The following is an 18,680-nucleotide window of genomic DNA, read 5'->3' as shown; positions in this document are numbered from 1 at the left end:
CCTCCTATTTTACGAGTTCAAACGCTCGATAATAATTATCATCTTTAAATTCTGAAAAGAGCATTAATGAAAGACCATCATATTTGCCCGGATAAAATAAAACAACTGGTGCACGATCAAAGACTTGATGAAGGTTGTTTAATATTTTATGTGACCGAACAAAAGGAAATATTTTTCCGATGCCGATTATAAATACCACCGCATCCTTTGGACTATGTTCCTCAATGTATCTAGCAAAATAATTGTCATTTTGGTTCATTTCCAATAAGGCACTCACTGATTCAATGAGATAATCCATGCCATCTTCAGCTTCCATCTCGTAACAAGCTTCTAATAATCCCTCGGCTTCAATAAAATCGAGCATGATGTCGTAAACATCAAATACAACTAATTCGAAGCCATCCAATCCTGGAGTGTTTTTTCTCTTTAAATAATCAACCTGTTCTCTTACCCTTAGCTCTGTATCAGCTGGATAATCAAACACATAGTAACCTACCTCATTACCTAGTCCTTTATTTTCACGAAAGGAAGGCTTTATAATCTCTGTGTGGATTAAATTGAGACGTTCTTCTAAACTTTTGACCATTAAGCTACCCCCATTATCGCTTTGTAATACGGCTGCCACTCAGAGTTCTGAAGCAAGTCTTCTAGAGCTTGATCCATCACTGGAAGCTGATAGCGATTGATTTTACCATTCACCTCAAGGAAACCTGCTTCTCGTAAAAATGTTTTGTAGGCACCTGCTAACCTTTTTAAGGTCGCATCAGTAAATGAAGCCACCTTTTCATTATGTTGCACTTTATTCTTGAAGAAAATCCGTAGGCTGCTATCTTCTAGTTCTTTTTTACCGATTAGCCTATCTTCTCTGTATACCTCATACATAAATTCAAAAAAAAGTCTGTTATTTTCCATAATGGCTATCAAATTGATCATTTTCTGAGTGCCTATGTCGAATGAAAGGAAATTCTCTATGACTTCATCCGGTAAAGCGTCTACTCGCTTTACTAACGTCGAAGCCATTCTTCTGCCAGTATCCGCTGAAGGCGCCAAGTATACGTTCTCTACTTTTTGGATTATTTTTATATCTTTGCCACTCATACCTTCATTAAATAGTTCGATGGTTTTCTTGAACTCGGTAAACCAGAAGCCTTTATTCACTAAATCGGCTGAATATTTATTCTTATTCAAATAAATGTTCCTCCTTTGTATCATTAAGGTATTCGACTATATCCCCAATATCACACTCTAACACTTTACAAATTCGTCCTAATACTTCCATACTAACATTTTGATTTTTCCCTAGTTTTGCCAACGTTGCAGAAGTAATTCCCGCTGCATCTCTTAATTCTACTTTATTCATTTCCTTATCTATTAGTATTTTCCAAAGCCTGTTATATCGGTAGCCCAATCGGGTTCCTCCTTGTGCATCAATATATAGAATAAAAGTTTAATTTCATAAACATTTACACCCTTTTAATATACCATATAAAACATCAGAGAAAGCTGTTATTCTAATTTTTTTATATACTCAAAACTTAAAATTGATAAAATTCATTAAACCAAAAAGTCTCCTTATAAAGTAGTTTCACTTTTAAGTGTCTACTATACAGGGAGGTATCAGTTTGCCTTCATCATCCAATTTTATTATCTATTAGTTATTTAGAATTCATCATAAATTAAAAAACCTCATTTACTTATGGTACGGTTCTGCGCATCATATTGTACTGCGGTTTATTCTGTTATCCCCATTTACGTGCAATACGCATGTGGGTATCACTCGAAACGAATAAATTCTATAATCAGTTATGGGTTGATTATCAAATGAACTTAAGCCCGCTTCTTTTAATAAGAAAACGGGCCAATTTAAATAATTCATTTTTTGTGGCGGATTTTATAATGAACTTAGCCATTTAAAATAAAAAAAACGCCACGTGAATTCCATGTTATATTGAAGTTACCACAACTCTCAATAGACAAGGATGAATTCACATGACGCAAACCCATGATAACACTGTTTCACGCAAGGGAAAACATCTTTCCTACTCAGAACGTTGCCAAATCGCTATCCTGAAAAAGGAAGGCTATTCCAACCGTCAGATTGCCAAAGTGCTGGGACGTGTTCCGCAAACCATAAACAATGAGATTGATCGCGGAACCATCACCCAGTTAAAACGCCAAACGCAAAATGGAAAAGTGTATGACACCTACTATTCTGTTTATGACGCTGATGCAGGACAGGCCTTCTATGAAAAGCAACGACTGAACTGTGGCAGACGCCCCAAATGGGCGAACACAAATGCCTTCATTGATTGGGCAGATGACAAAATGTTAAATGAAAAATGGTCGCCGGACGTCGTGGTCGGATTTGCCAGAAAACACGAGCTGTTCGATTGTGCCATCATTCCTAGCACAACCGCTCTTTATCAATGGATTGACCGCGGAATCATGCGAACAAAGAACATGGACTTGCTTGAAAAACTGTCCCGTAAAATCAAAGCGGTCCGCCCAGGACACCGTCCCAACAAGCGTGTTCTCGGGACGTCAATTGAAGAACGCCCTAAAGAAGTTGAAACACGGGAAACGTTCGGTCATTGGGAAATCGACACGGTAGTGGGAAACAAGACCAAGTCGGATGCCGTGCTGCTGACGCTGGCTGAACGGCAGACACGCTTTGAAGTCATCCTAAAGTTGAACGGGAAGGACACCGAATCGGTGGACCAAGCGGTTCAACAGCTAAGAGAACGGGCTGGCGCTAACTTCGATCAATTATTTAAGACCGTTACATCCGACAATGGCTCGGAGTTTTCGGGGCTACACGATGCTCTGCAAGATGTAGATGACGTCTATTTCAGCCACCCCTATGCTTCTTGGGAGCGTGGGACGAGCGAAAACCAGCACAAATTAATTCGCCGTTTCGTCCCCAAGGGAAGCCCGATTAGTGAGGTGAGCGAGAACCAGATTTTGCGGATCCAGCGTTGGATGAACGATTACCCGCGGAAAATTTTGTGTTATGCGACACCACATGACACATTCGTCCAGGCATTCAAGCAAGAACGGTTGGTGGCTTGACCCATTATTCCTTGATAACGATCCTCCCTCGGGACATGGCTTCATGTCTGGAAAGCTGGCCTGGGGCCAGAATCGTCTGAAGACTATCATACCTCAGTTCATTATCAAGGCCTCACTGATTTAGAATAACGAGGCAGTTACGGTATCAAACAAATGAGTTACCTGTAGTGGCTAACTTAAAATTGAAATTTACGATATTATAAATTTGAATGATTAGTATCATTTATTCACTGTATACTCAAAAATGAACGGTAAATACCCACCTCGGCAAAAGTCGATGTGGGTATTTTGTTGCTCAAATTAATATTAGGAGGAAATATTATGAATACTATTTTATTAGTGCAGTTAACCTCTACAACAGCAGTAGCTGAATTTGCACGTGATTTTATCGGTGATAACGATCGAGAAACATTGATTGTCATCGGTATCAACACAAAATCAGCCATCAATTTCATCTCAATTGCTTCTATCGGTTCACTCAATGCAACGGTTGCGACACCTAGAGAGATTTTCAAAACCGCCATTATCCGAAACTGTTCCCGAATCATATTGGCACACAACCATCCTAGTTATGATATCAGCCCTTCTCAAGCAGATATTGATTTTACAAATCGGATTGAAAAAGCAGGCGAATTAGTTGGGATTGAATTACTCGACCATGTTATCGTTTCACCAACCAACCATTTTTCTTTTCTAGCCAATGATTTCTTAAACAATGGAGGGATATCACATGAGTAATGAATCACTTGCCCTTGAATGGCTCAGCAAATACTTAGGTCGGACAATAACCATCGATGAAATCGGCTATGAGTCGAACGTATTTGATTATGAAGAACTGGATGACATGCTTCTACCTGAAGAAGATTTTTCCATATTCAAAAGTTACAAACAACTGCTCACCCATGTTTATAACGTTATACTAGTTTGGAAAATAGACAAAAAGCAGTACTATAAAAAGCACACAATAAAAAATCAGATTACCGTAACTATTCATAAATAGCTGCGGTAATCTGATTTTTATAACCACTTAAAAACTTTAGTGTCCGTTTTCATCCCAATCGTTATAAGAGTCGAAGTTATGGTCAGGATCTACAGCATCCCATCCCGCTTGTGCTAGAAAATTACTACAATTTTTGCAATAGTAATCTCCATCTTCAAATCCATCAGAGTCGAGCTCTCTTTTAGTAAATTCTCCGCCACATTCTTGACACGTATACTTTTTCATATTTTAAACTCCTAGCTCTATAAATTTTCGTAGATTAATATTAAATGTATACCCGTATATCATTAATAATTCGTTGGTATACCTAATGCTCTCACTACAATATAAATTACTTTTCAACCCATCGTTGTTCATTTTTCTAAAACAAGTTTTAAATCGTCTAATACTGACGAACAATTTAGGATATAGTGTTTCTAATTTTTATACAGTAAATTCACCTATGCTTCTGTATCTTCCTCTAAAATATTATCTTTGGATATGCTACTTTTAAATCCGCATTCCGTACATTTCCATAGATATTTATTATCATCAAAGTTATTCTGATTGTTAAGGTATGCACCACATTTATCGCAATACCAATCGATATCTGGAAATCTTTTAGGCATATTTCTTCCTCCAATTTAATAGTAATGTTTTAATATATCCGTACTTAGATAAACTTAATATACAATATGTAATTACCAATCAAGTTCCGAGCTACTTACCCCTTGACTTAGAAGATATTTCTTCAAGTCATCAAAAAACTCATCTTCTTTATCTGGCGGACTAGAAATCTCATTATCGAAACTTCCTGTAGATTCGTCCCAACTATAGCTTACGTTATACACTCCACTCTCGGGATCCCAATCTATATCAGAATAAAAATTGATTTCCCCTTCGATAATTTCATTGACAGGCTCTCCTATAACATTTGAAGGAGACATTTCTACCTTAAAATCGTAAGTTTTGTTGAATTCATAATACTCTCGTTTACCATTATTTGACTGATTACTCATTTGTTCCTCTCCGTTCTCTCGATTTTAGTATTGGCGAACGTAAAGCTCTAGTTAAAATGAATTCGCTTACATTTATTATATCAGCTTAAGATAAATATAAATACTCTAATTTTATTTATTAATATACCCTTAAATTTATACCAGTAAATATTTGAAAACCTGTCATTCCTTATAGAAAAAACCTATTTAAAATAACTATTCATAACTGAAAAGGTATTTTGAAATAGGTTATTTCGTCATCAGTAGACCAGCTTTTTCACTACATCTAATATTAAAAAATGCGAAAATACAAATTTTACATACTATCCCTCAACATCCCATGAGCGAACCCCACTATCCCTTCATACCTACCACTCTCAATAAGCCTCTCCAACTCCATTAAATTCACGCCTCGCACAATAATCTGTTGCTTATTTTCCAATACCGAGATGTTTACCCGGATTACTTGATCAGGCACCTCCCACATGGTCGGATACAAGATAATGGGATTAATCTTCCCTTCACCAATGGACAAACCATAATTAGAGAGTTGGTACAAATCCGATGTGGATACATTATTCTCAATCAAATTTTTATATTTAAAATCAATGATAGTATGTAGTTTACCACCTTGAAAAACCATCAAGTCAGGTCGGATAGAAACCGGCGCTTTATTAAAAGGATTTGAATCATCCTCGTATTTAAAAATCGTTCGATTGGAAACCTCAGCCATAAATTGAAATTCAGGGACATAAACATTAAAAACCTTGGTTAAGTAATTCTGGAATAAGCTGTTCATGTTAACCCAAATCGATTTACCGAGTCGATTTCCTTGTGCGATACCAGTAACCGTTAATAACCAGCTTAAATACTTCAGCGGAATTTTGTAGGCCTCTTCCAGTCTTGTTAATCGAGAAACTATCCCATCAAGAAATTTGATACTGAGGGGGACAGTTGAAACGGAAGTGTAGGTTCGTAACAATAGATTGATTTTATTGACTATAAAGGGATTGTTACTCTCTTTTTTAAAGTACAATAGCCCGGATTTGATTACTTGATTCAGTGGTTGATTGATTTGAAGCATTTGGTATTCAATCGGTGTCCGTTCTGTGACAACTCCTTGTTTTACGAGTTCTTTAAGGTTTATTTTACCTTTGATGTACATTTCATTGTTGTGCACTGAAACGTACTTCTTTCTGATTTGAGCACTCAGCTTTTCAACTAAATCAAGCCATTGAAGAATTAATAAATCACGAAAGGAGTTTTCTCCCACGCCTAATTGGGCTAAATTTTCTTCATTAGCTGGAATAAACCCATGCAGGAATCCAATCATTCTCATCATCGAGAGAGAGGTAATTTTAGGCTCGATTACTAATGAAAAAGACTGATTCGCTTCAAATCCGACATTTGAATTAGCAGTAATTAGGATTCCTTCATTAGTGAGACTCGTTTTGATGATGTTTCTTTTTTGTAAATCGAGCAATTCCTGAAGTGTCGCATTATCATAATCTGACAGCTTTACTGTCTCCCATTCTTTCATATGGATTGTTTTTAAGACCATCATAGCACCTGTTCATCTAAGGCTTCGACCAAGTCAGAAAATTTCGTCTCTGACAGTAAATCATTTCTAAGACGATTTGATGAATCAAATATTTTTCGCCCTAATATTTTTTTTAGTTGATCGGTATTGTTGTAGGTATATTCCTCCAGTAATGGGATAATCTCATACTTAATAACATCAACGAACTGTGCGGGTTCAGAAATTACCGCTCCTTTTGAAAGGAAATAAGAATGTCCAATTTGTAAATCCCTGCCTTCTGATCCCAGTGTATCTACAATTCGTTCATTAACAGCAAGGAGCCAGTCACTTATATTGATTTCAGCTCCGGTTGTTACTTGTTCAAGCTCCAGGTCTTCACCCGTTCCTTCTTCATCCACTAACACTGGGGACTCTTGGATAACTTGATTTATTAGTTCGTAATCTGTTTCCAGGTTTATAAAACCGAAGCGGCGTCTTAAAGCTAAATCAATCAGGGAGACTGATTTATCAGCATTATTCATTGTTCCAATTATGTAGAGGTTACTAGGTACCGTAAACCTATCTTTTGAAACTGAAAGGGCAATATACTCACCACGTTTGGTATTTTCGATTGAGTAAATCAATTCACCAAAAACTTTCGTCAAATCTGTCCGATTGATTTCGTCTAAAATCAAGTAATAATTTTTATCGGGTTTCAATGCAGCTTTGTTTGCGAATTCTTTTAATACACCTTCTTTTACATTAAAAACTAGACCACCATTGATATTTTCAGGACGTAAGCCTTCTACAAATTCTTCATAACCGTAGTTTGAATGCATGACAACTACTTTGATTTGTTCAGAATTTCTAACTTGGTCTTGTTCCTCAAAGCGTAAATTAACAAAACTATTTTGGTAGTTTTGTCGAGCCACTAATTCATACACCGTATTTAAGGCCCAATACGATTTACCGGTTCCTGGTGCGCCTGTCAGTATAATTTGCTTCTTCTTCATCAGTAGCGAGTTGATTTCCCTCATAATCCCTTTAAGTGGTTTTATTTCTTTTCTGTTTGGCAAGATTGTAGAACAAACCGTGTCGCCCTTCTCAACTGCCAGTTCCACGTTTACTTGATCTTTTATAGGGTAGATTCTGTTGATTAGTTTTGGCACTTTTCCACTGATTTCAAAAGTATCTTTGACTTTGTGCCAAACAATGGGCACACGGTGTTGAAAGGCTTCCTCGCTTATAAATTCATACTCCCCCTTTAAAACGCCAACATACTTAGCTTCCCGCTCATCAACAAGCAAAAGTACATCGTTACGCTTCAGGCCTATCGTTAATGAATTGATTTGTGTAGCACTATACTCCCGATAATCAATTCCTTTAGTAAACTCTCTCAACTCTTTTGTGGAGGTAAAGTCAGATAAGTCTCTGTTTAATTTTATAGGTGGGAAGAAATATTCTGATTGAATCATTTTATCAAGGTCTGATACAGAATATTTGTTGAGTTCCACTTTATAGTAATTTGTTGAACCTAACTCGAAGACGGAATAAACAATTTTGCTTAAATTTGGATGTGTCAAGCCAATCCTTTTTACAAGTTCGTTATAAAGGAAGTCAAGAATATAGGTGTTGTTTTCTTCCTCCACCGAAATTTCATTTACAAATGGATGCTTGAGCTTTACCAATAAGGATCTGAAAGTGTTCGTTGAGGAAAAATCTGTAACTTTTTCTGGATAAAAAAGATGGAAATATTTATGAACCCACCCATATTGATAAAAGCGAGCAAGTTCTTGATCCACTTCAATCGCTTTAATCATTTCGCGAACATCTTCTAAAGTTTCATGCGGGCTATTCTCAATGTGATGATGTAGTTTAACTAGGTTTTGGCTAATTTCATAAGCTCTTTCTTGTGCCGCCTGATCGGAAATAGGAACTTGAGAATTTCCCTCCCATTTTACCCATTGATCGAACTTATTAGAATGAAAAATCGTGAATTTACCAGCCGTTCCCCCACCGATGCCGCCAAAGTTACTTGTATTGAAATCCTCATCATTTTTAAATTCCAAATGATAAACCAGACTATCTCTATTTTTTGAGTTCATCAAGTTTTCAAGAGCTTCCTCCGGTGTCATCCTCTCTAATACTTCTTTCGAAAATTTGGTTGTAAAATAATTGCGTTGTTCTGCTAATAAATCATCGTTCACAAAATTTATAGAACTTTTTAAACGCTCGTATTGTTGACACAGGAAACCAACTATTTCTTCAATATTTTTTTCCATACTGTTCCTCCTTAATTATTATATAAGACTCCTACATACGTTCACTTTTCATCATATATAACTGCGCTTTTTACTACCCTAACTTTCTTACGAATACCTTTAATAGAGTGTTACTATTAACTTTCTATATATCTTCAACTGGTACAAATACTCTTTGTTTATTATTATCGGTAAGAATATATAGTAATTCTGCCTCTTTGAATTGTAATTCAACGACTTCATCAATAATATTATCAATTCCATCGCTCTCTTTGTTTTGTTTCATATCTTTTTTTACCCTGTTCAAGTTTTGGTCCTCTAAAACAATTTTTTCCTTTACCTTATTAACATCGCTTTTTGTTTTAAGAAAAAACCCCGTCTTAATCCCAACTTCTGATAGAAAACCCCAACCATTAAAAATATGAAGATCTGTTAATTTATCTAGGCTTTCCTCATGTTTTTTCTTTTTATCAGCCAATTCTTCACTACTCTGCTGACGTTTATTCGAATAAATCTTTTCAACTTCTTTATCGATATTATGATAAAAACCATTAGAATAATTCTGTTCTAATTGCTTTGTTAATCCATTAATAACTTCTATTGAATTCCCTAGTTTCATTCTGGTACCTATCTCAATTAACTCAGCGAATAAAGATAATTTATTAGCTTCAAAAGCAATTGTCATTGTGAAATTAATATCCCTCAGTTTTTCTTCTTCAACTTTAGAATCAAGCTTCAAGCTCAGCTCTCTTTCTTGCCTTTTCAAACGATATATATATTCTTCATGAACTTCATCTGCTGTTTTTTTATAGTTTCTAATCGAAGATACATCAATAACATCAACAAATTCTCTATTTGCAATTTCAGTCAAACTCTTTCTTGCTGCAATCAAACGCCCAATATTAGCATCATGATGAATATTTAGAAGCTCTTCTAACTTTGCATCCATTTCTGTCATTTGAGCCGTAATTTTATGCAAATAGTAAGTGCCTGATACAGCAGACATCGCTTGCATGCCTGCTGAAAGAATAATTGCTGGATTCATTGACGCACTTAAACCAACATTAGCAAAACCAGCGTGTCCAACTAAGTGTCCCGATGTATCTCGTACCATTGTTGTTGTAGTTCCATTTGCGAATTTTGATAGATTGGCGGGATTTGCAGTGGCAGTAAATAATCCATTAGGTGCTTGTTTAACAATTTGCGCTAACGTCATCCCTTGATTAGCGACATGCAGTCCAGACTGTGAAACGTTACCCATCATCAATGATACGTCAGGTACAAAGACTTCCTTGTATTTTGTGTCTTCTTCCAATTTATAGTCAGTAACTTTTTCCAAAAAGAGTTCTCCACCTATAGGATTAGAGATAATAATTTCATTGATTTGATTTAAGTTATTAGGCATATTGTCTTCAAGCATTTAATCTATCTCCTCTATTTTTCAATATATAAACTACACATGGAATTGAATAAAGATGATTATTGCAATACAAATCTAAAAATCATTTTCAAAAATGGAATTCCTTCTTACTATAAAAAGGGACATTTTGATCGCATAGCTGTATGACCACGGCTCGCAATTAAAATACTCCATTAAGATTCATTAAAAAAATCTGAATCCAATCTTCGAATTACATAAGTATTCGTTACGGATACCCCTAGGTTATTCTCAATCATCAAACGGGCAAGTTTATCACCATCTATCAGAACAATTTTGGTCGACAACTGTTTTGTTGCATATTCTATCGCCTGCTTACTAAACTTCGCAGTGGTAATATATAATCCTTTACTAGCTCCTTGCCCTAATAAAGCTCCTACAAATTTTTGTATTTCAGGCCTGCTGACACTCCCGTCTTTGGCCCACTTCTTTGCTTGAATATAAATCTGATCAAATCCCAGTTTATCTTCTTTAATGATGCCATCAATCCCTTCGTCACCACTCTTCTCGGTAACCAATCCATTTTCAGACAAACTTCCCCCATAACCCATGGATAGTAACAAGTTAACAACCAAATACTCGAACGCGTCAGGTGTCATTTTTGTTACCTCAGTCAATACTTCCTCTACCAAGCCCTCAAAAATTAAACCATATGCTTGATCCATTTTTTCTTCAGGGCTCTCTCCTTCATTATTGGATACCGCTGTGGGTTTAGATGGATCAAGACTCTCTGTTTCCGGTTTAAAGAATTCTCTGAATTCTGAGAACTGTTCTAAATAACTATTACCGAAACCATGAGGATTTTCTTTCAAAGCATTCCGGCCTCTTGGTGATATTATGAATATTGCTCTGCTAGGGCTCTCAATGAAACCCGCTTTTTTCAAATACGTTCTAGCCCAACCTACCCGGCTATCGAAAACATATTGAGTTCCGCTTGGGATACGCGCAATACGTTCTTCTTCTGACAATTTCCATTTTCCTGCAATTTTTTCTCGAATTTCTTTCAAAGTGTGTACTTTCCCGTCGGAAAGAACTTCTAAAAAATCATAGTAAATTTCATCATACTTAGGAATCATCACGCACTTCTCCTTGCTTGCATTATTATCGTCATATTTGAATTAAAATCGACTGTATGTTCAATTGTAAACATACATATATTGTAAAATTGTACTGTATTATTTAAAAGCAAGAAAACAAATTTTTAATCCATAACTATGCCTACACTTATAAGCAAGCTGACTTGGATAACTTTATTATGCTCCATTCGCAATAAGCCAAAACGGGTAATTTATTTTATTTTTATTATCTCAATATTATTAAACTTAATCAATATTACTTGGAACTATTAAGTTAAGGAAATCGGTCGCGATTATTGATGTTAATGATGCGTATATTCACAAATGCCATCAGCACTTAAATAATCGGAAATCAGCAGAGTGTTATAACCTTAAAAAGTAGAAAGCCCTTAATTATGAACTGTTACAGACTATCTTGAATTGATTCCACAATTTTTCCGGTCTTACAAAAAATTGTGAAGACTTATTACTTTTATTAGTTACTGCATGAATAAATCATAAGAAGACTTCCATGTTAGTTACCTTGACAAAGCATACTTAATCATTTATAATAGTTAACACAAGTTAATCATTAACAACTATGAACGAAAGGATGGTTCGATGGAAAACAATCCGAATACACCTGTCACTGAAATCCTCACACACATCAATCGCTTAAAGCTACAACGTCGCTCCCAACAAAAAACTGGGCGCGGAACCGGCATCGTTCTTTCTTACCTCTATGACAATGACACTAACGTCATTCCCAGCGAGCTCGGAAAAATGATGAATGTCTCTACGCCCCGTATCACGACTATTCTCAATAAACTGGAAGCTAAAAACCTGATTGAACGTAAAATTTCACCTGAAGATCGCCGCAATGTTTTTATTACCTTGAGTAATGAAGGCCGAAAGATGGCCGCAGAGAAAAAAGCCCAACAGGAAAAGCTTATTCAAACGCTGGTGAGTCGGGTCGATGAACAGGACATCCAGGCTTTTATCCGCGTATTGGACGCACTGGAAATAGTTATCGATGAACAAGGTTGGGAACTTTAATAGAGGAGCGTGATTGATTGAGAAGAATCAACACAAGAGAACTAGACAAAGAAATTACTGCGCAGCCACCAAAAGTCACAAGCCAATTACTGAAACGCATCTATTTATATTTGAAACCTTATCAACTTCAAGTCGGCTTAAGTATTCTTGTTATTCTCTTTGCTTCTCTCCTCGGTGTTCTGCCCTCCATGCTGACCGGTCGGATCATCGACGAAGGCTTTATCGGCGGAAACTTCAACAAACTCGTCACCCTCATCGCAGCATCGTTTTTCGTTTTAATTTTGACAGGACTGGTCGGTCTTTTGCAAAGTTACTTGGGTTCCTGGCTGTCTCAAAACATTGGAAAAGATATGCGCAACCACATGTACGGCCACCTTCAAAAACTCTCGCAAGGCTTTTACTCTTCCGGCAAACAAGGCGAAATCATTACGCGTATGACCAGTGATATCAGCGGTGTTCAAAGTTTCGTCACGGGAACATTGACGCAAACCATCGCCAATCTCGCAACACTCACTACCTCCATGATCGCTATGTTCCAACTAAACGGGGCCTTAGCAATCGTAGCCATTCTCATTATTCCGCTATTAATTTTTCCGATTAAATTAGTCGGGAAAAAACGTTGGGAACTGACCAACGAATCCCAAGATTTAAATGATGAAGCCAACGAGCTCTTAAACGAAACTTTGAGTGTCAGCGGCCAGCAGCTCGTCAAATTATTTACCAAAGAAGAAGCGGAGTACGCGCGTTACAGTTCGATTAATGAAAATCTGACAAAAGTTAAAATAAAAGAAACTACAGTCGGCCGTTGGTTCAGGATGATTGCCCAAACTTTCGTCGAAGCCGGTCCGATGTTCATTTATTTGGTCGGTGGTTTTATGATCCTCATAAATAATTACCAAGGGCTGACAGTTGGGGATATAACCGTCTTGGTTGCCTTGATGTCCCGCATGTACAGACCGGTGATGCAACTGATGGATATCCAGATTGAATTTATCCGCTCACTCGCCCTCTTTACGCGTATTTTCGATTATTTAGATATGCCGGTAGATATTGAAAATAAACCCGATGCGACGCTTCCAAACACTCTTACCGGTGACCTCAGCTTTAACGCTGTCACGTTCCATTACAACGAACAGTCTCCTATTCTAAAAGATATCAATTTCCAAGTGAACGAAGGCGAAACGCTCGCGATTGTCGGTCCTTCCGGCGCTGGTAAATCAACTATTTTCAATCTTATCCCCCGCCTTTACGATGTGATTGGCGGCGAGATTAAAATGGGTGGTCACGATATCAGAGACTTGGATCTTCATTTCCTGCGACAGAATATCGGGTTGGTTACCCAGGAAACGTACCTCTTCAACGCATCCATCCGCGAAAATTTACTCTACGCCAAGAGTGATGCGACTGAAGAAGAACTGATTCAAGCCTGTAAAGAAGCCAACATCCACACCTTCATTTCCAATCTGCCGGATGGTTACAACACACAAGTTGGAAATCGCGGCATTAAGCTGTCCGGTGGTGAAAAACAACGCCTATCCATTGCCCGCGTGTTTCTGAAAGATCCAAAAATCTTGATTTTGGACGAAGCAACCTCCAGTTTAGATTCGCTTTCGGAAGGTTTGATCCAAGAAGCCTTAAGTTCCTTGCTTAAAAACAAAACAAGCTTGGTCATTGCGCATCGCTTATCGACAGTCATGTCTGCCGATAAAATCATCGTTTTGGAAAATGGCCAAGAAGTCGAAAGAGGCACGCATCAACAGCTGCTGCAAAATGACGGCATGTACAAATTGATGTACGAAACCCAGTTCAAGCCGTACCTCAATGAGGATAGGACGCTCGTGTCCGCGTAGAATAAACGAAAGAAGCCCCACCGTAATCAGCTGTTGATTACAGTGGGGCTTCTTGCATTATTTACTCTTCTTATTTGATGCTTGGAGGGTCTTCAAGAGGATATCAAATTGCCCCTTGAAGGACGTGATATCATCAAAGATATCTTCACCTTCGTTCAATAATTTGACAGTTACCCAGCCCAATGCAGCTGTAATCGTACTGGCCACTGCACCGTTTATCGCTGCCCCAGCAACAGTCCCTACAGTCGGTACCATTTTCAAAAGATTCCCGACAACACTTCTGCCTAATCCCACGACAACAAGCTCTTTAGATAATGCAGAGCCTAAGTTCTCTGACCATGACTGCCCGAATGTTTTATGCAGGCGTGACATCATTGTCAGTTGAACAGGGACTAATAGAAACGCATCCGAGAAAGGAATTGGTGAACAACCAATAATTGCAGCTGTCAACGTCGCAGCATGAATAGTTTTATAACATTTATTCCGGATCTCAGGATCAACCCCTACAAGAAACTCATCAAAGATCTTTTCATACTGCTCTTTACTGTTCGATAATATTTTTTCAGCTTGTTGTTTAGATTTATCAAATGATCCCATTATTATCGTCGCTGTCTTTTGAGGCAGCTTCTTTAGTACTTCATTGAAGAACATGGAAAATTCATTGGTTTCTTCCATAATAACTTCTTCTCCATCTTCTTGTTTTTTCTTCTTGAATGAATTTTTATCAAACCTTTTTTTCATTAATAATCTCTCTTTCTATTATAGGATGTGTATTTCTTACGAATTCGCATACAATGAGAGCGTTTTATTTTTTCGATAATTATATCATATCAAAAATGAGACGCTAACAATTTTAATGATTGAAACTGATCACAGAAAAGAGGAATAGTGAATCTTCTAATTTCAACTTCCTGTGTTTCCTATAAACTTAACACATTATAAAAGACCTTATTTTGTAACTCTCACAAAACAAGGTCTTTTATATTCTAATTTTTTTACACATATAATCCCCAGCGGCTTAACTATCCAGTTATTAAATAGCCTACATAGCTACGAAAGCATCTCGCGTTAGTGTCACAGGCGTACCCGGCTCCGTTAATAATGCTAAGGCATTTTCCAATTCAGCCAGGAGTAGTCTATCAAGTATTATCTCCATGTTGTTTCAGATCCTATCTTAAATATCCCAACCAGCAATATTTTTTGATTACGCAAAAGTCAGCCCCAAATCACCAACTTTTGCGTAAAGAATGCCACAATTGTGCAAAGGGCATCCTCCTACAATCAAACCTTTGCGTACTAAATGGCTTTTCGACGCAAAGGTCATCCTAAATCGCTTAACTTTTGCACAACCAACCTGTCCTATCAAGAACGTCGCAGAAAGGGAGACGGATTACCGGACACCTCTGGATCACAATCAATGATTATTGGTATTTTGGACATACTTGATTACAGTCTCCTTAAACTCAGCTCTAAAACGTGCTAAGTCAACTCCCGTAATCATTTGTACATTCGATTTTTGGGGAGCGCGAATCCGAGCATCCACATAAGTCATACCTCTTGTTTCACAGCTGTCATAACTGACATCAATTTTCAAATCCTCTGTTTCAAAAACTTCAGGATGAAGTAGGTGTACCAGAGGGACAACATCATTCGGGGTGCAACTCATGCCAAAACCCAAGCTATTATAAATAGACATTGAATTCTCATTAATCGTCAACATAAACTGCCCTAGTCTCTCATCATATGACGCAATTTCATTTAAATCTTCTTTATAGAGTCTTGCTAATTCAGTTACATCTAAACCTGCTAGGACAATAGGAAGACCAGAGTTGACAACGACGTGCGCAGCATGTGGATCAACGTAGAAATTAAATTCACCTGTCGTTGTAATATTTCCGCCTTTGAGTCCGCCACCCATAATGATTATCTTTTCAATTTTATCTGCCAGTTCTGGATAAGCTTTCAGTAAAATGGCGACATTCGTTAGCGGTCCAACCGCTGCTATGATTACTTTCTCCGTTGTATTTCGTAAGATATCAACATATGATTCAAGAGCAGTTTTTTCGGATAAAGGTGCAAAGCTGTCAAATTCGTACCCACTCATCCCATTGGCACCATGGATATCATCGGCAAAACTTGGTTTTACCACTAATGGCATATTACTTCCCCGACAAATAGGTATATCATGGCGATTTAAAAAGGCCAATACACCCTGCGTGTTGTTGGTTGTATGATCAACATTTACGTTTCCCGCTACGGTATGAACGGCCAGAATTTCAATTTCTTCAGAAGCAATGGCATACAACAAAGCCATTGCATCATCTATCCCTGGATCACAATCAATAATAATTTTATGTGTCATTTTATCATTCTCCTATAATTTCGCTCGTCTCATTCGTACGCACACGCAAAAACCCTGCACCAATCATGGGCTTTGTGCAGGGTTTTGCCATCAGTCTTTGCCCAAAACCTCTTCTAATGTAGGAATGGAGTTGGACGCTCCCTTAATACCAATACAGAGACTGCTTGCGATACTTGCGACTCGCAACACTTCCTCCATGGGCTTATCTTGCATAATGCCACCCATCGCATAACCCGTGAATGTATCCCCCGCACAAGTCGTATCCACAACTTCTGTCTTGAAAGCAGCTTGCTTCACAGTACTTTGGCCGTCAAAATATATGACGCCATGCTCCCCGAGTGTCAAAATGATATGACTATTTGGGTAAACTTCATGCATTTTTCGAATGCTCGCATCTGCATCTTCCAAACTTGTAATCGCAAACGCTTCTGTTTCATTCAAAATAAAATAATTGACCTGATCCAAAGGTGCTTGTAGTAAAGTCGCATTCATAGGCGATGGATTTAAAAATACCGTGTGCCCAAACTGCTTTGCACGACTGATAATATAATCAATATTTGAAACTTCATTCTGTGCAAGCACATAACAAGGCTCGTCTTTGAATTGCTCAAAAACAAAATCGATTAAATCTTTTGATAATTCTAAATTCGAACCCCCATCAACAATAATGGCATTTTCTCCAGCCTGGCTAATTTGGATGACGGCATGTCCAGACTGAATGGGACTTTCAAAAATATAATCCGTATGAATGCCATTTTCATGAAGCATCTGTTTTAATTCGCTACCATCCGGGCCCACAACGCCAACATGGTACACGTCGCAGCCAGCGCGACTCAATGAAACAGATTGATTGAGGCCTTTACCACCTAAAAAATCCGAATACTTCAAACTTGAAATCGTCTGGCCAGCCTCAACAAACGCCTCTACTTGATAAGTACGGTCATAATTCAGCGAACCAAAATTTAATACTCGCATAAGACTCCTTCCTTTGTTAAGTAATTAAATACTACAGTTAACGAACACAATACCGTGGAATTGTATGTTTAAAAGATTTTCTAATCTGAAAATATCATATCACTTGAGCACCGTCAATCGCATTAAGATATAACTAGGTTCTATTATCAAGACGAATTGCATCCATATCTTCCTATATCGACCATTTCCGTGTCAATCTTTGCACAACACCAAATCGGGTTAATTTTGTATCTATATCAATTAACTCTACAGGGATATTCTGTTACCGAGTAAAAACGCCTGCTAATAACGCTAAGGCCTTCTCCAATTCAGTGAGGAGTAGTCTACCTAGTATTATCTCCATGTTATTTCAAGTCATTTCTTGAATATCCCAACCAGCAGCATTTTTTGATTACGCAAAAGTCAGCCCAAAATCGCCGACCTTTGCTTAAACAGCCTCACAACTGCGCAAAGGTCCACCTCCCAAGCCAGACCTTTGCGCGCTAAATGGCTTCTCAACGCAAAGGTCACCCTAAATCGCCTAACCTTTGCGTAAACAGACTGTTCCACCTACTCACGACCGGTTAGTGGTGCTCTATAAGGCATCGCCCAACCTAAATCATGAGTAATTTTTGTGTCTATTTATGATACGGCTCCCCTTTAATAATCCGAAACGCCCGATAAACCTGCTCAACCAAAACCAACCGCATCAGCTGATGTGGGAACGTCAACTTCCCAAACGAGATCTCCTCATTGGCGCGTTTGAGTACTTGCTTGCTTAATCCCAGCGAACCGCCGATAATGAAAGTGATATCACTTTTACCGGTGATGCCGAGGTTTTCAATTTTTTTAGCGAAATCAACGGAATCGTATTGTTTGCCGTTAATGGCCAAGGCGAAAACATAGCTTTGATCGCTGACTTTGGCGAGGATGCGTTCGCCTTCTTTGTCCTTGATCATTTCCATTTCCTTGTCACTCAAATTTTCGGGTGCTTTTTCGTCGTTGACCTCGATGATTTCGAGTTTACAGTAGCTGCCCAGACGTTTGACATACTCGGCGATGCCTTGCTTCAAATATTTTTCCTTTAACTTTCCAACTGTTATAATTTTGATATTCATATGATTACGCCCCTTTTTTAA

At 37.8% G+C, this 18,680-nt stretch carries 19 protein-coding genes; 5 read left to right on the top strand and 14 right to left on the bottom strand.

Going from position 1 to position 18,680, the window contains the following annotated elements; translation table 11 throughout:
• Positions 1–4 precede the first annotated feature (4 nt).
• From ACTVAI_RS10325 to ACTVAI_RS10315, 3 genes are read right to left on the bottom strand one after another with little or no spacing between them, the layout of a single operon-like run.
• Complete coding sequence (locus tag ACTVAI_RS10325) at positions 5–586, bottom strand: DUF1788 domain-containing protein (protein WP_443486604.1); 582 nt, start codon at positions 584–586, stop codon at positions 5–7.
• Complete coding sequence (locus tag ACTVAI_RS10320; RefSeq protein ID WP_443486603.1) at positions 586–1,188, bottom strand: DUF1819 family protein; 603 nt, start codon at positions 1,186–1,188, stop codon at positions 586–588. Before ACTVAI_RS10320 ends, ACTVAI_RS10325 begins: the two co-directional genes overlap by 1 nt.
• Positions 1,181–1,408 (bottom strand): helix-turn-helix domain-containing protein, encoded by a 228-nt coding sequence (locus tag ACTVAI_RS10315; protein ID WP_443486602.1) that lies wholly within the window; start codon positions 1,406–1,408, stop codon positions 1,181–1,183. Before ACTVAI_RS10315 ends, ACTVAI_RS10320 begins: the two co-directional genes overlap by 8 nt.
• A 581-nt stretch (positions 1,409–1,989) precedes the next feature.
• Between ACTVAI_RS10315 and ACTVAI_RS10310 the strand changes: the two genes are divergently transcribed.
• The 3 genes from ACTVAI_RS10310 (at position 1,990) to ACTVAI_RS10300 (ending at position 4,069) form a co-directional block, all read left to right on the top strand.
• Entirely contained in the window at positions 1,990–3,069 is a 1,080-nt protein-coding gene (locus tag ACTVAI_RS10310; RefSeq protein ID WP_443486601.1) for an IS30 family transposase, read from the top strand.
• Between the two features lie 321 nt (positions 3,070–3,390).
• Positions 3,391–3,807, top strand: a complete 417-nt coding sequence (locus tag ACTVAI_RS10305; protein ID WP_443486600.1) for a JAB domain-containing protein — start codon at positions 3,391–3,393, stop codon at positions 3,805–3,807.
• Positions 3,800–4,069 (top strand): hypothetical protein, encoded by a 270-nt coding sequence (locus tag ACTVAI_RS10300; RefSeq protein ID WP_443486599.1) that lies wholly within the window; start codon positions 3,800–3,802, stop codon positions 4,067–4,069. The genes ACTVAI_RS10305 and ACTVAI_RS10300 overlap by 8 nt, the downstream gene beginning before the upstream one ends.
• Before the next feature lie 36 nt (positions 4,070–4,105).
• Here ACTVAI_RS10300 and ACTVAI_RS10295 read toward each other — a convergent pair whose 3' ends face one another.
• From ACTVAI_RS10295 to ACTVAI_RS10265, 7 genes are all read right to left on the bottom strand, one after another.
• Entirely contained in the window at positions 4,106–4,294 is a 189-nt protein-coding gene (locus ACTVAI_RS10295; protein WP_443486598.1) for a hypothetical protein, read from the bottom strand.
• Positions 4,295–4,509: 215 nt separating this feature from the next.
• Positions 4,510–4,677, bottom strand: coding sequence for a Sec23/Sec24 zinc finger-containing protein (locus tag ACTVAI_RS10290; protein ID WP_443486597.1), 168 nt, complete (start codon positions 4,675–4,677; stop codon positions 4,510–4,512).
• Between the two features lie 72 nt (positions 4,678–4,749).
• Positions 4,750–5,067 carry a hypothetical protein gene (locus tag ACTVAI_RS10285; protein ID WP_443486596.1) on the bottom strand — a complete coding sequence of 106 codons (318 nt, stop codon included), beginning with the start codon at positions 5,065–5,067 and terminating at the stop codon, positions 4,750–4,752.
• Between the two features lie 295 nt (positions 5,068–5,362).
• A complete protein-coding gene (locus tag ACTVAI_RS10280) occupies positions 5,363–6,610 on the bottom strand; it encodes a 5-methylcytosine restriction system specificity protein McrC (protein WP_443486595.1) in 1,248 nt (415 codons plus the stop codon).
• Entirely contained in the window at positions 6,607–8,847 is a 2,241-nt protein-coding gene (locus tag ACTVAI_RS10275; RefSeq protein ID WP_443486594.1) for an McrB family protein, read from the bottom strand. Before ACTVAI_RS10275 ends, ACTVAI_RS10280 begins: the two co-directional genes overlap by 4 nt.
• Positions 8,848–8,971: 124 nt before the next feature.
• Positions 8,972–10,246: a hypothetical protein gene (locus ACTVAI_RS10270; protein ID WP_443486593.1), complete on the bottom strand. Its 1,275-nt coding sequence runs from the start codon at positions 10,244–10,246 to the stop codon at positions 8,972–8,974.
• Positions 10,247–10,419: 173 nt separating this feature from the next.
• Positions 10,420–11,340 (bottom strand): restriction endonuclease, encoded by a 921-nt coding sequence (locus tag ACTVAI_RS10265; RefSeq protein WP_443486592.1) that lies wholly within the window; start codon positions 11,338–11,340, stop codon positions 10,420–10,422.
• A gap of 600 nt (positions 11,341–11,940) precedes the next feature.
• On the opposite strand from ACTVAI_RS10265, the gene ACTVAI_RS10260 reads away from it, so the two are divergent.
• Both ACTVAI_RS10260 and ACTVAI_RS10255 read left to right on the top strand, forming a co-directional pair.
• Positions 11,941–12,375: a MarR family winged helix-turn-helix transcriptional regulator gene (locus ACTVAI_RS10260; protein ID WP_166062908.1), complete on the top strand. Its 435-nt coding sequence runs from the start codon at positions 11,941–11,943 to the stop codon at positions 12,373–12,375.
• A 17-nt stretch (positions 12,376–12,392) separates the two neighbouring features.
• Positions 12,393–14,225 carry an ABC transporter ATP-binding protein gene (locus tag ACTVAI_RS10255; protein WP_443486591.1) on the top strand — a complete coding sequence of 611 codons (1,833 nt, stop codon included), beginning with the start codon at positions 12,393–12,395 and terminating at the stop codon, positions 14,223–14,225.
• 57 nt (positions 14,226–14,282) lie between these two features.
• Here the strand turns inward: ACTVAI_RS10255 and ACTVAI_RS10250 are convergent, their stop codons facing one another.
• From ACTVAI_RS10250 to rlmH, 4 genes are all read right to left on the bottom strand, one after another.
• Entirely contained in the window at positions 14,283–14,966 is a 684-nt protein-coding gene (locus tag ACTVAI_RS10250) for a YcjF family protein (RefSeq protein ID WP_443486590.1), read from the bottom strand.
• A gap of 673 nt (positions 14,967–15,639) precedes the next feature.
• On the bottom strand, positions 15,640–16,587 hold the full coding sequence (locus ACTVAI_RS10245; RefSeq protein WP_443486589.1) for a nucleoside hydrolase: 948 nt from the start codon (positions 16,585–16,587) through the stop codon (positions 15,640–15,642).
• Positions 16,588–16,677: 90 nt separating this feature from the next.
• Positions 16,678–17,562, bottom strand: coding sequence for a ribokinase (locus ACTVAI_RS10240; protein WP_443472698.1), 885 nt, complete (start codon positions 17,560–17,562; stop codon positions 16,678–16,680).
• A gap of 617 nt (positions 17,563–18,179) precedes the next feature.
• Complete coding sequence (rlmH, locus tag ACTVAI_RS10235; RefSeq protein ID WP_443472699.1) at positions 18,180–18,659, bottom strand: 23S rRNA (pseudouridine(1915)-N(3))-methyltransferase RlmH; 480 nt, start codon at positions 18,657–18,659, stop codon at positions 18,180–18,182.
• Positions 18,660–18,680: the final 21 nt, after the last annotated feature.

Origin of the sequence: Jeotgalibaca sp. A127, assembly GCF_052266745.1 — a bacterium.
In the GTDB taxonomy this organism is placed as follows: domain Bacteria; phylum Bacillota; class Bacilli; order Lactobacillales; family Aerococcaceae; genus Jeotgalibaca.
The sequence above is the reverse complement of the archived record's forward strand: the minus strand, read 5'-3'. Positions and strand labels throughout refer to the sequence as shown.

What these genes read in the sequence shown, in the direction of transcription:
- ACTVAI_RS10260 (WP_166062908.1), top strand. Translation starts at nt 11,941, where the DNA reads ATGGAAAACAATCCGAATACACCTGTCACTGAAATCCTCACACACATC.
- ACTVAI_RS10270 (WP_443486593.1), bottom strand. Translation starts at nt 10,246, where the DNA reads ATGCTTGAAGACAATATGCCTAATAACTTAAATCAAATCAATGAAATT.
- ACTVAI_RS10300 (WP_443486599.1), top strand. Translation starts at nt 3,800, where the DNA reads ATGAGTAATGAATCACTTGCCCTTGAATGGCTCAGCAAATACTTAGGT.
- ACTVAI_RS10265 (WP_443486592.1), bottom strand. Translation starts at nt 11,340, where the DNA reads ATGATTCCTAAGTATGATGAAATTTACTATGATTTTTTAGAAGTTCTT.
- ACTVAI_RS10310 (WP_443486601.1), top strand. Translation starts at nt 1,990, where the DNA reads ATGACGCAAACCCATGATAACACTGTTTCACGCAAGGGAAAACATCTT.
- ACTVAI_RS10240 (WP_443472698.1), bottom strand. Translation starts at nt 17,562, where the DNA reads ATGCGAGTATTAAATTTTGGTTCGCTGAATTATGACCGTACTTATCAA.
- ACTVAI_RS10295 (WP_443486598.1), bottom strand. Translation starts at nt 4,294, where the DNA reads ATGAAAAAGTATACGTGTCAAGAATGTGGCGGAGAATTTACTAAAAGA.
- ACTVAI_RS10245 (WP_443486589.1), bottom strand. Translation starts at nt 16,587, where the DNA reads ATGACACATAAAATTATTATTGATTGTGATCCAGGGATAGATGATGCA.
- ACTVAI_RS10275 (WP_443486594.1), bottom strand. Translation starts at nt 8,847, where the DNA reads ATGGAAAAAAATATTGAAGAAATAGTTGGTTTCCTGTGTCAACAATAC.
- ACTVAI_RS10290 (WP_443486597.1), bottom strand. Translation starts at nt 4,677, where the DNA reads ATGCCTAAAAGATTTCCAGATATCGATTGGTATTGCGATAAATGTGGT.
- rlmH (WP_443472699.1), bottom strand. Translation starts at nt 18,659, where the DNA reads ATGAATATCAAAATTATAACAGTTGGAAAGTTAAAGGAAAAATATTTG.
- ACTVAI_RS10285 (WP_443486596.1), bottom strand. Translation starts at nt 5,067, where the DNA reads ATGAGTAATCAGTCAAATAATGGTAAACGAGAGTATTATGAATTCAAC.
- ACTVAI_RS10250 (WP_443486590.1), bottom strand. Translation starts at nt 14,966, where the DNA reads ATGAAAAAAAGGTTTGATAAAAATTCATTCAAGAAGAAAAAACAAGAA.
- ACTVAI_RS10325 (WP_443486604.1), bottom strand. Translation starts at nt 586, where the DNA reads ATGGTCAAAAGTTTAGAAGAACGTCTCAATTTAATCCACACAGAGATT.
- ACTVAI_RS10280 (WP_443486595.1), bottom strand. Translation starts at nt 6,610, where the DNA reads ATGATGGTCTTAAAAACAATCCATATGAAAGAATGGGAGACAGTAAAG.
- ACTVAI_RS10305 (WP_443486600.1), top strand. Translation starts at nt 3,391, where the DNA reads ATGAATACTATTTTATTAGTGCAGTTAACCTCTACAACAGCAGTAGCT.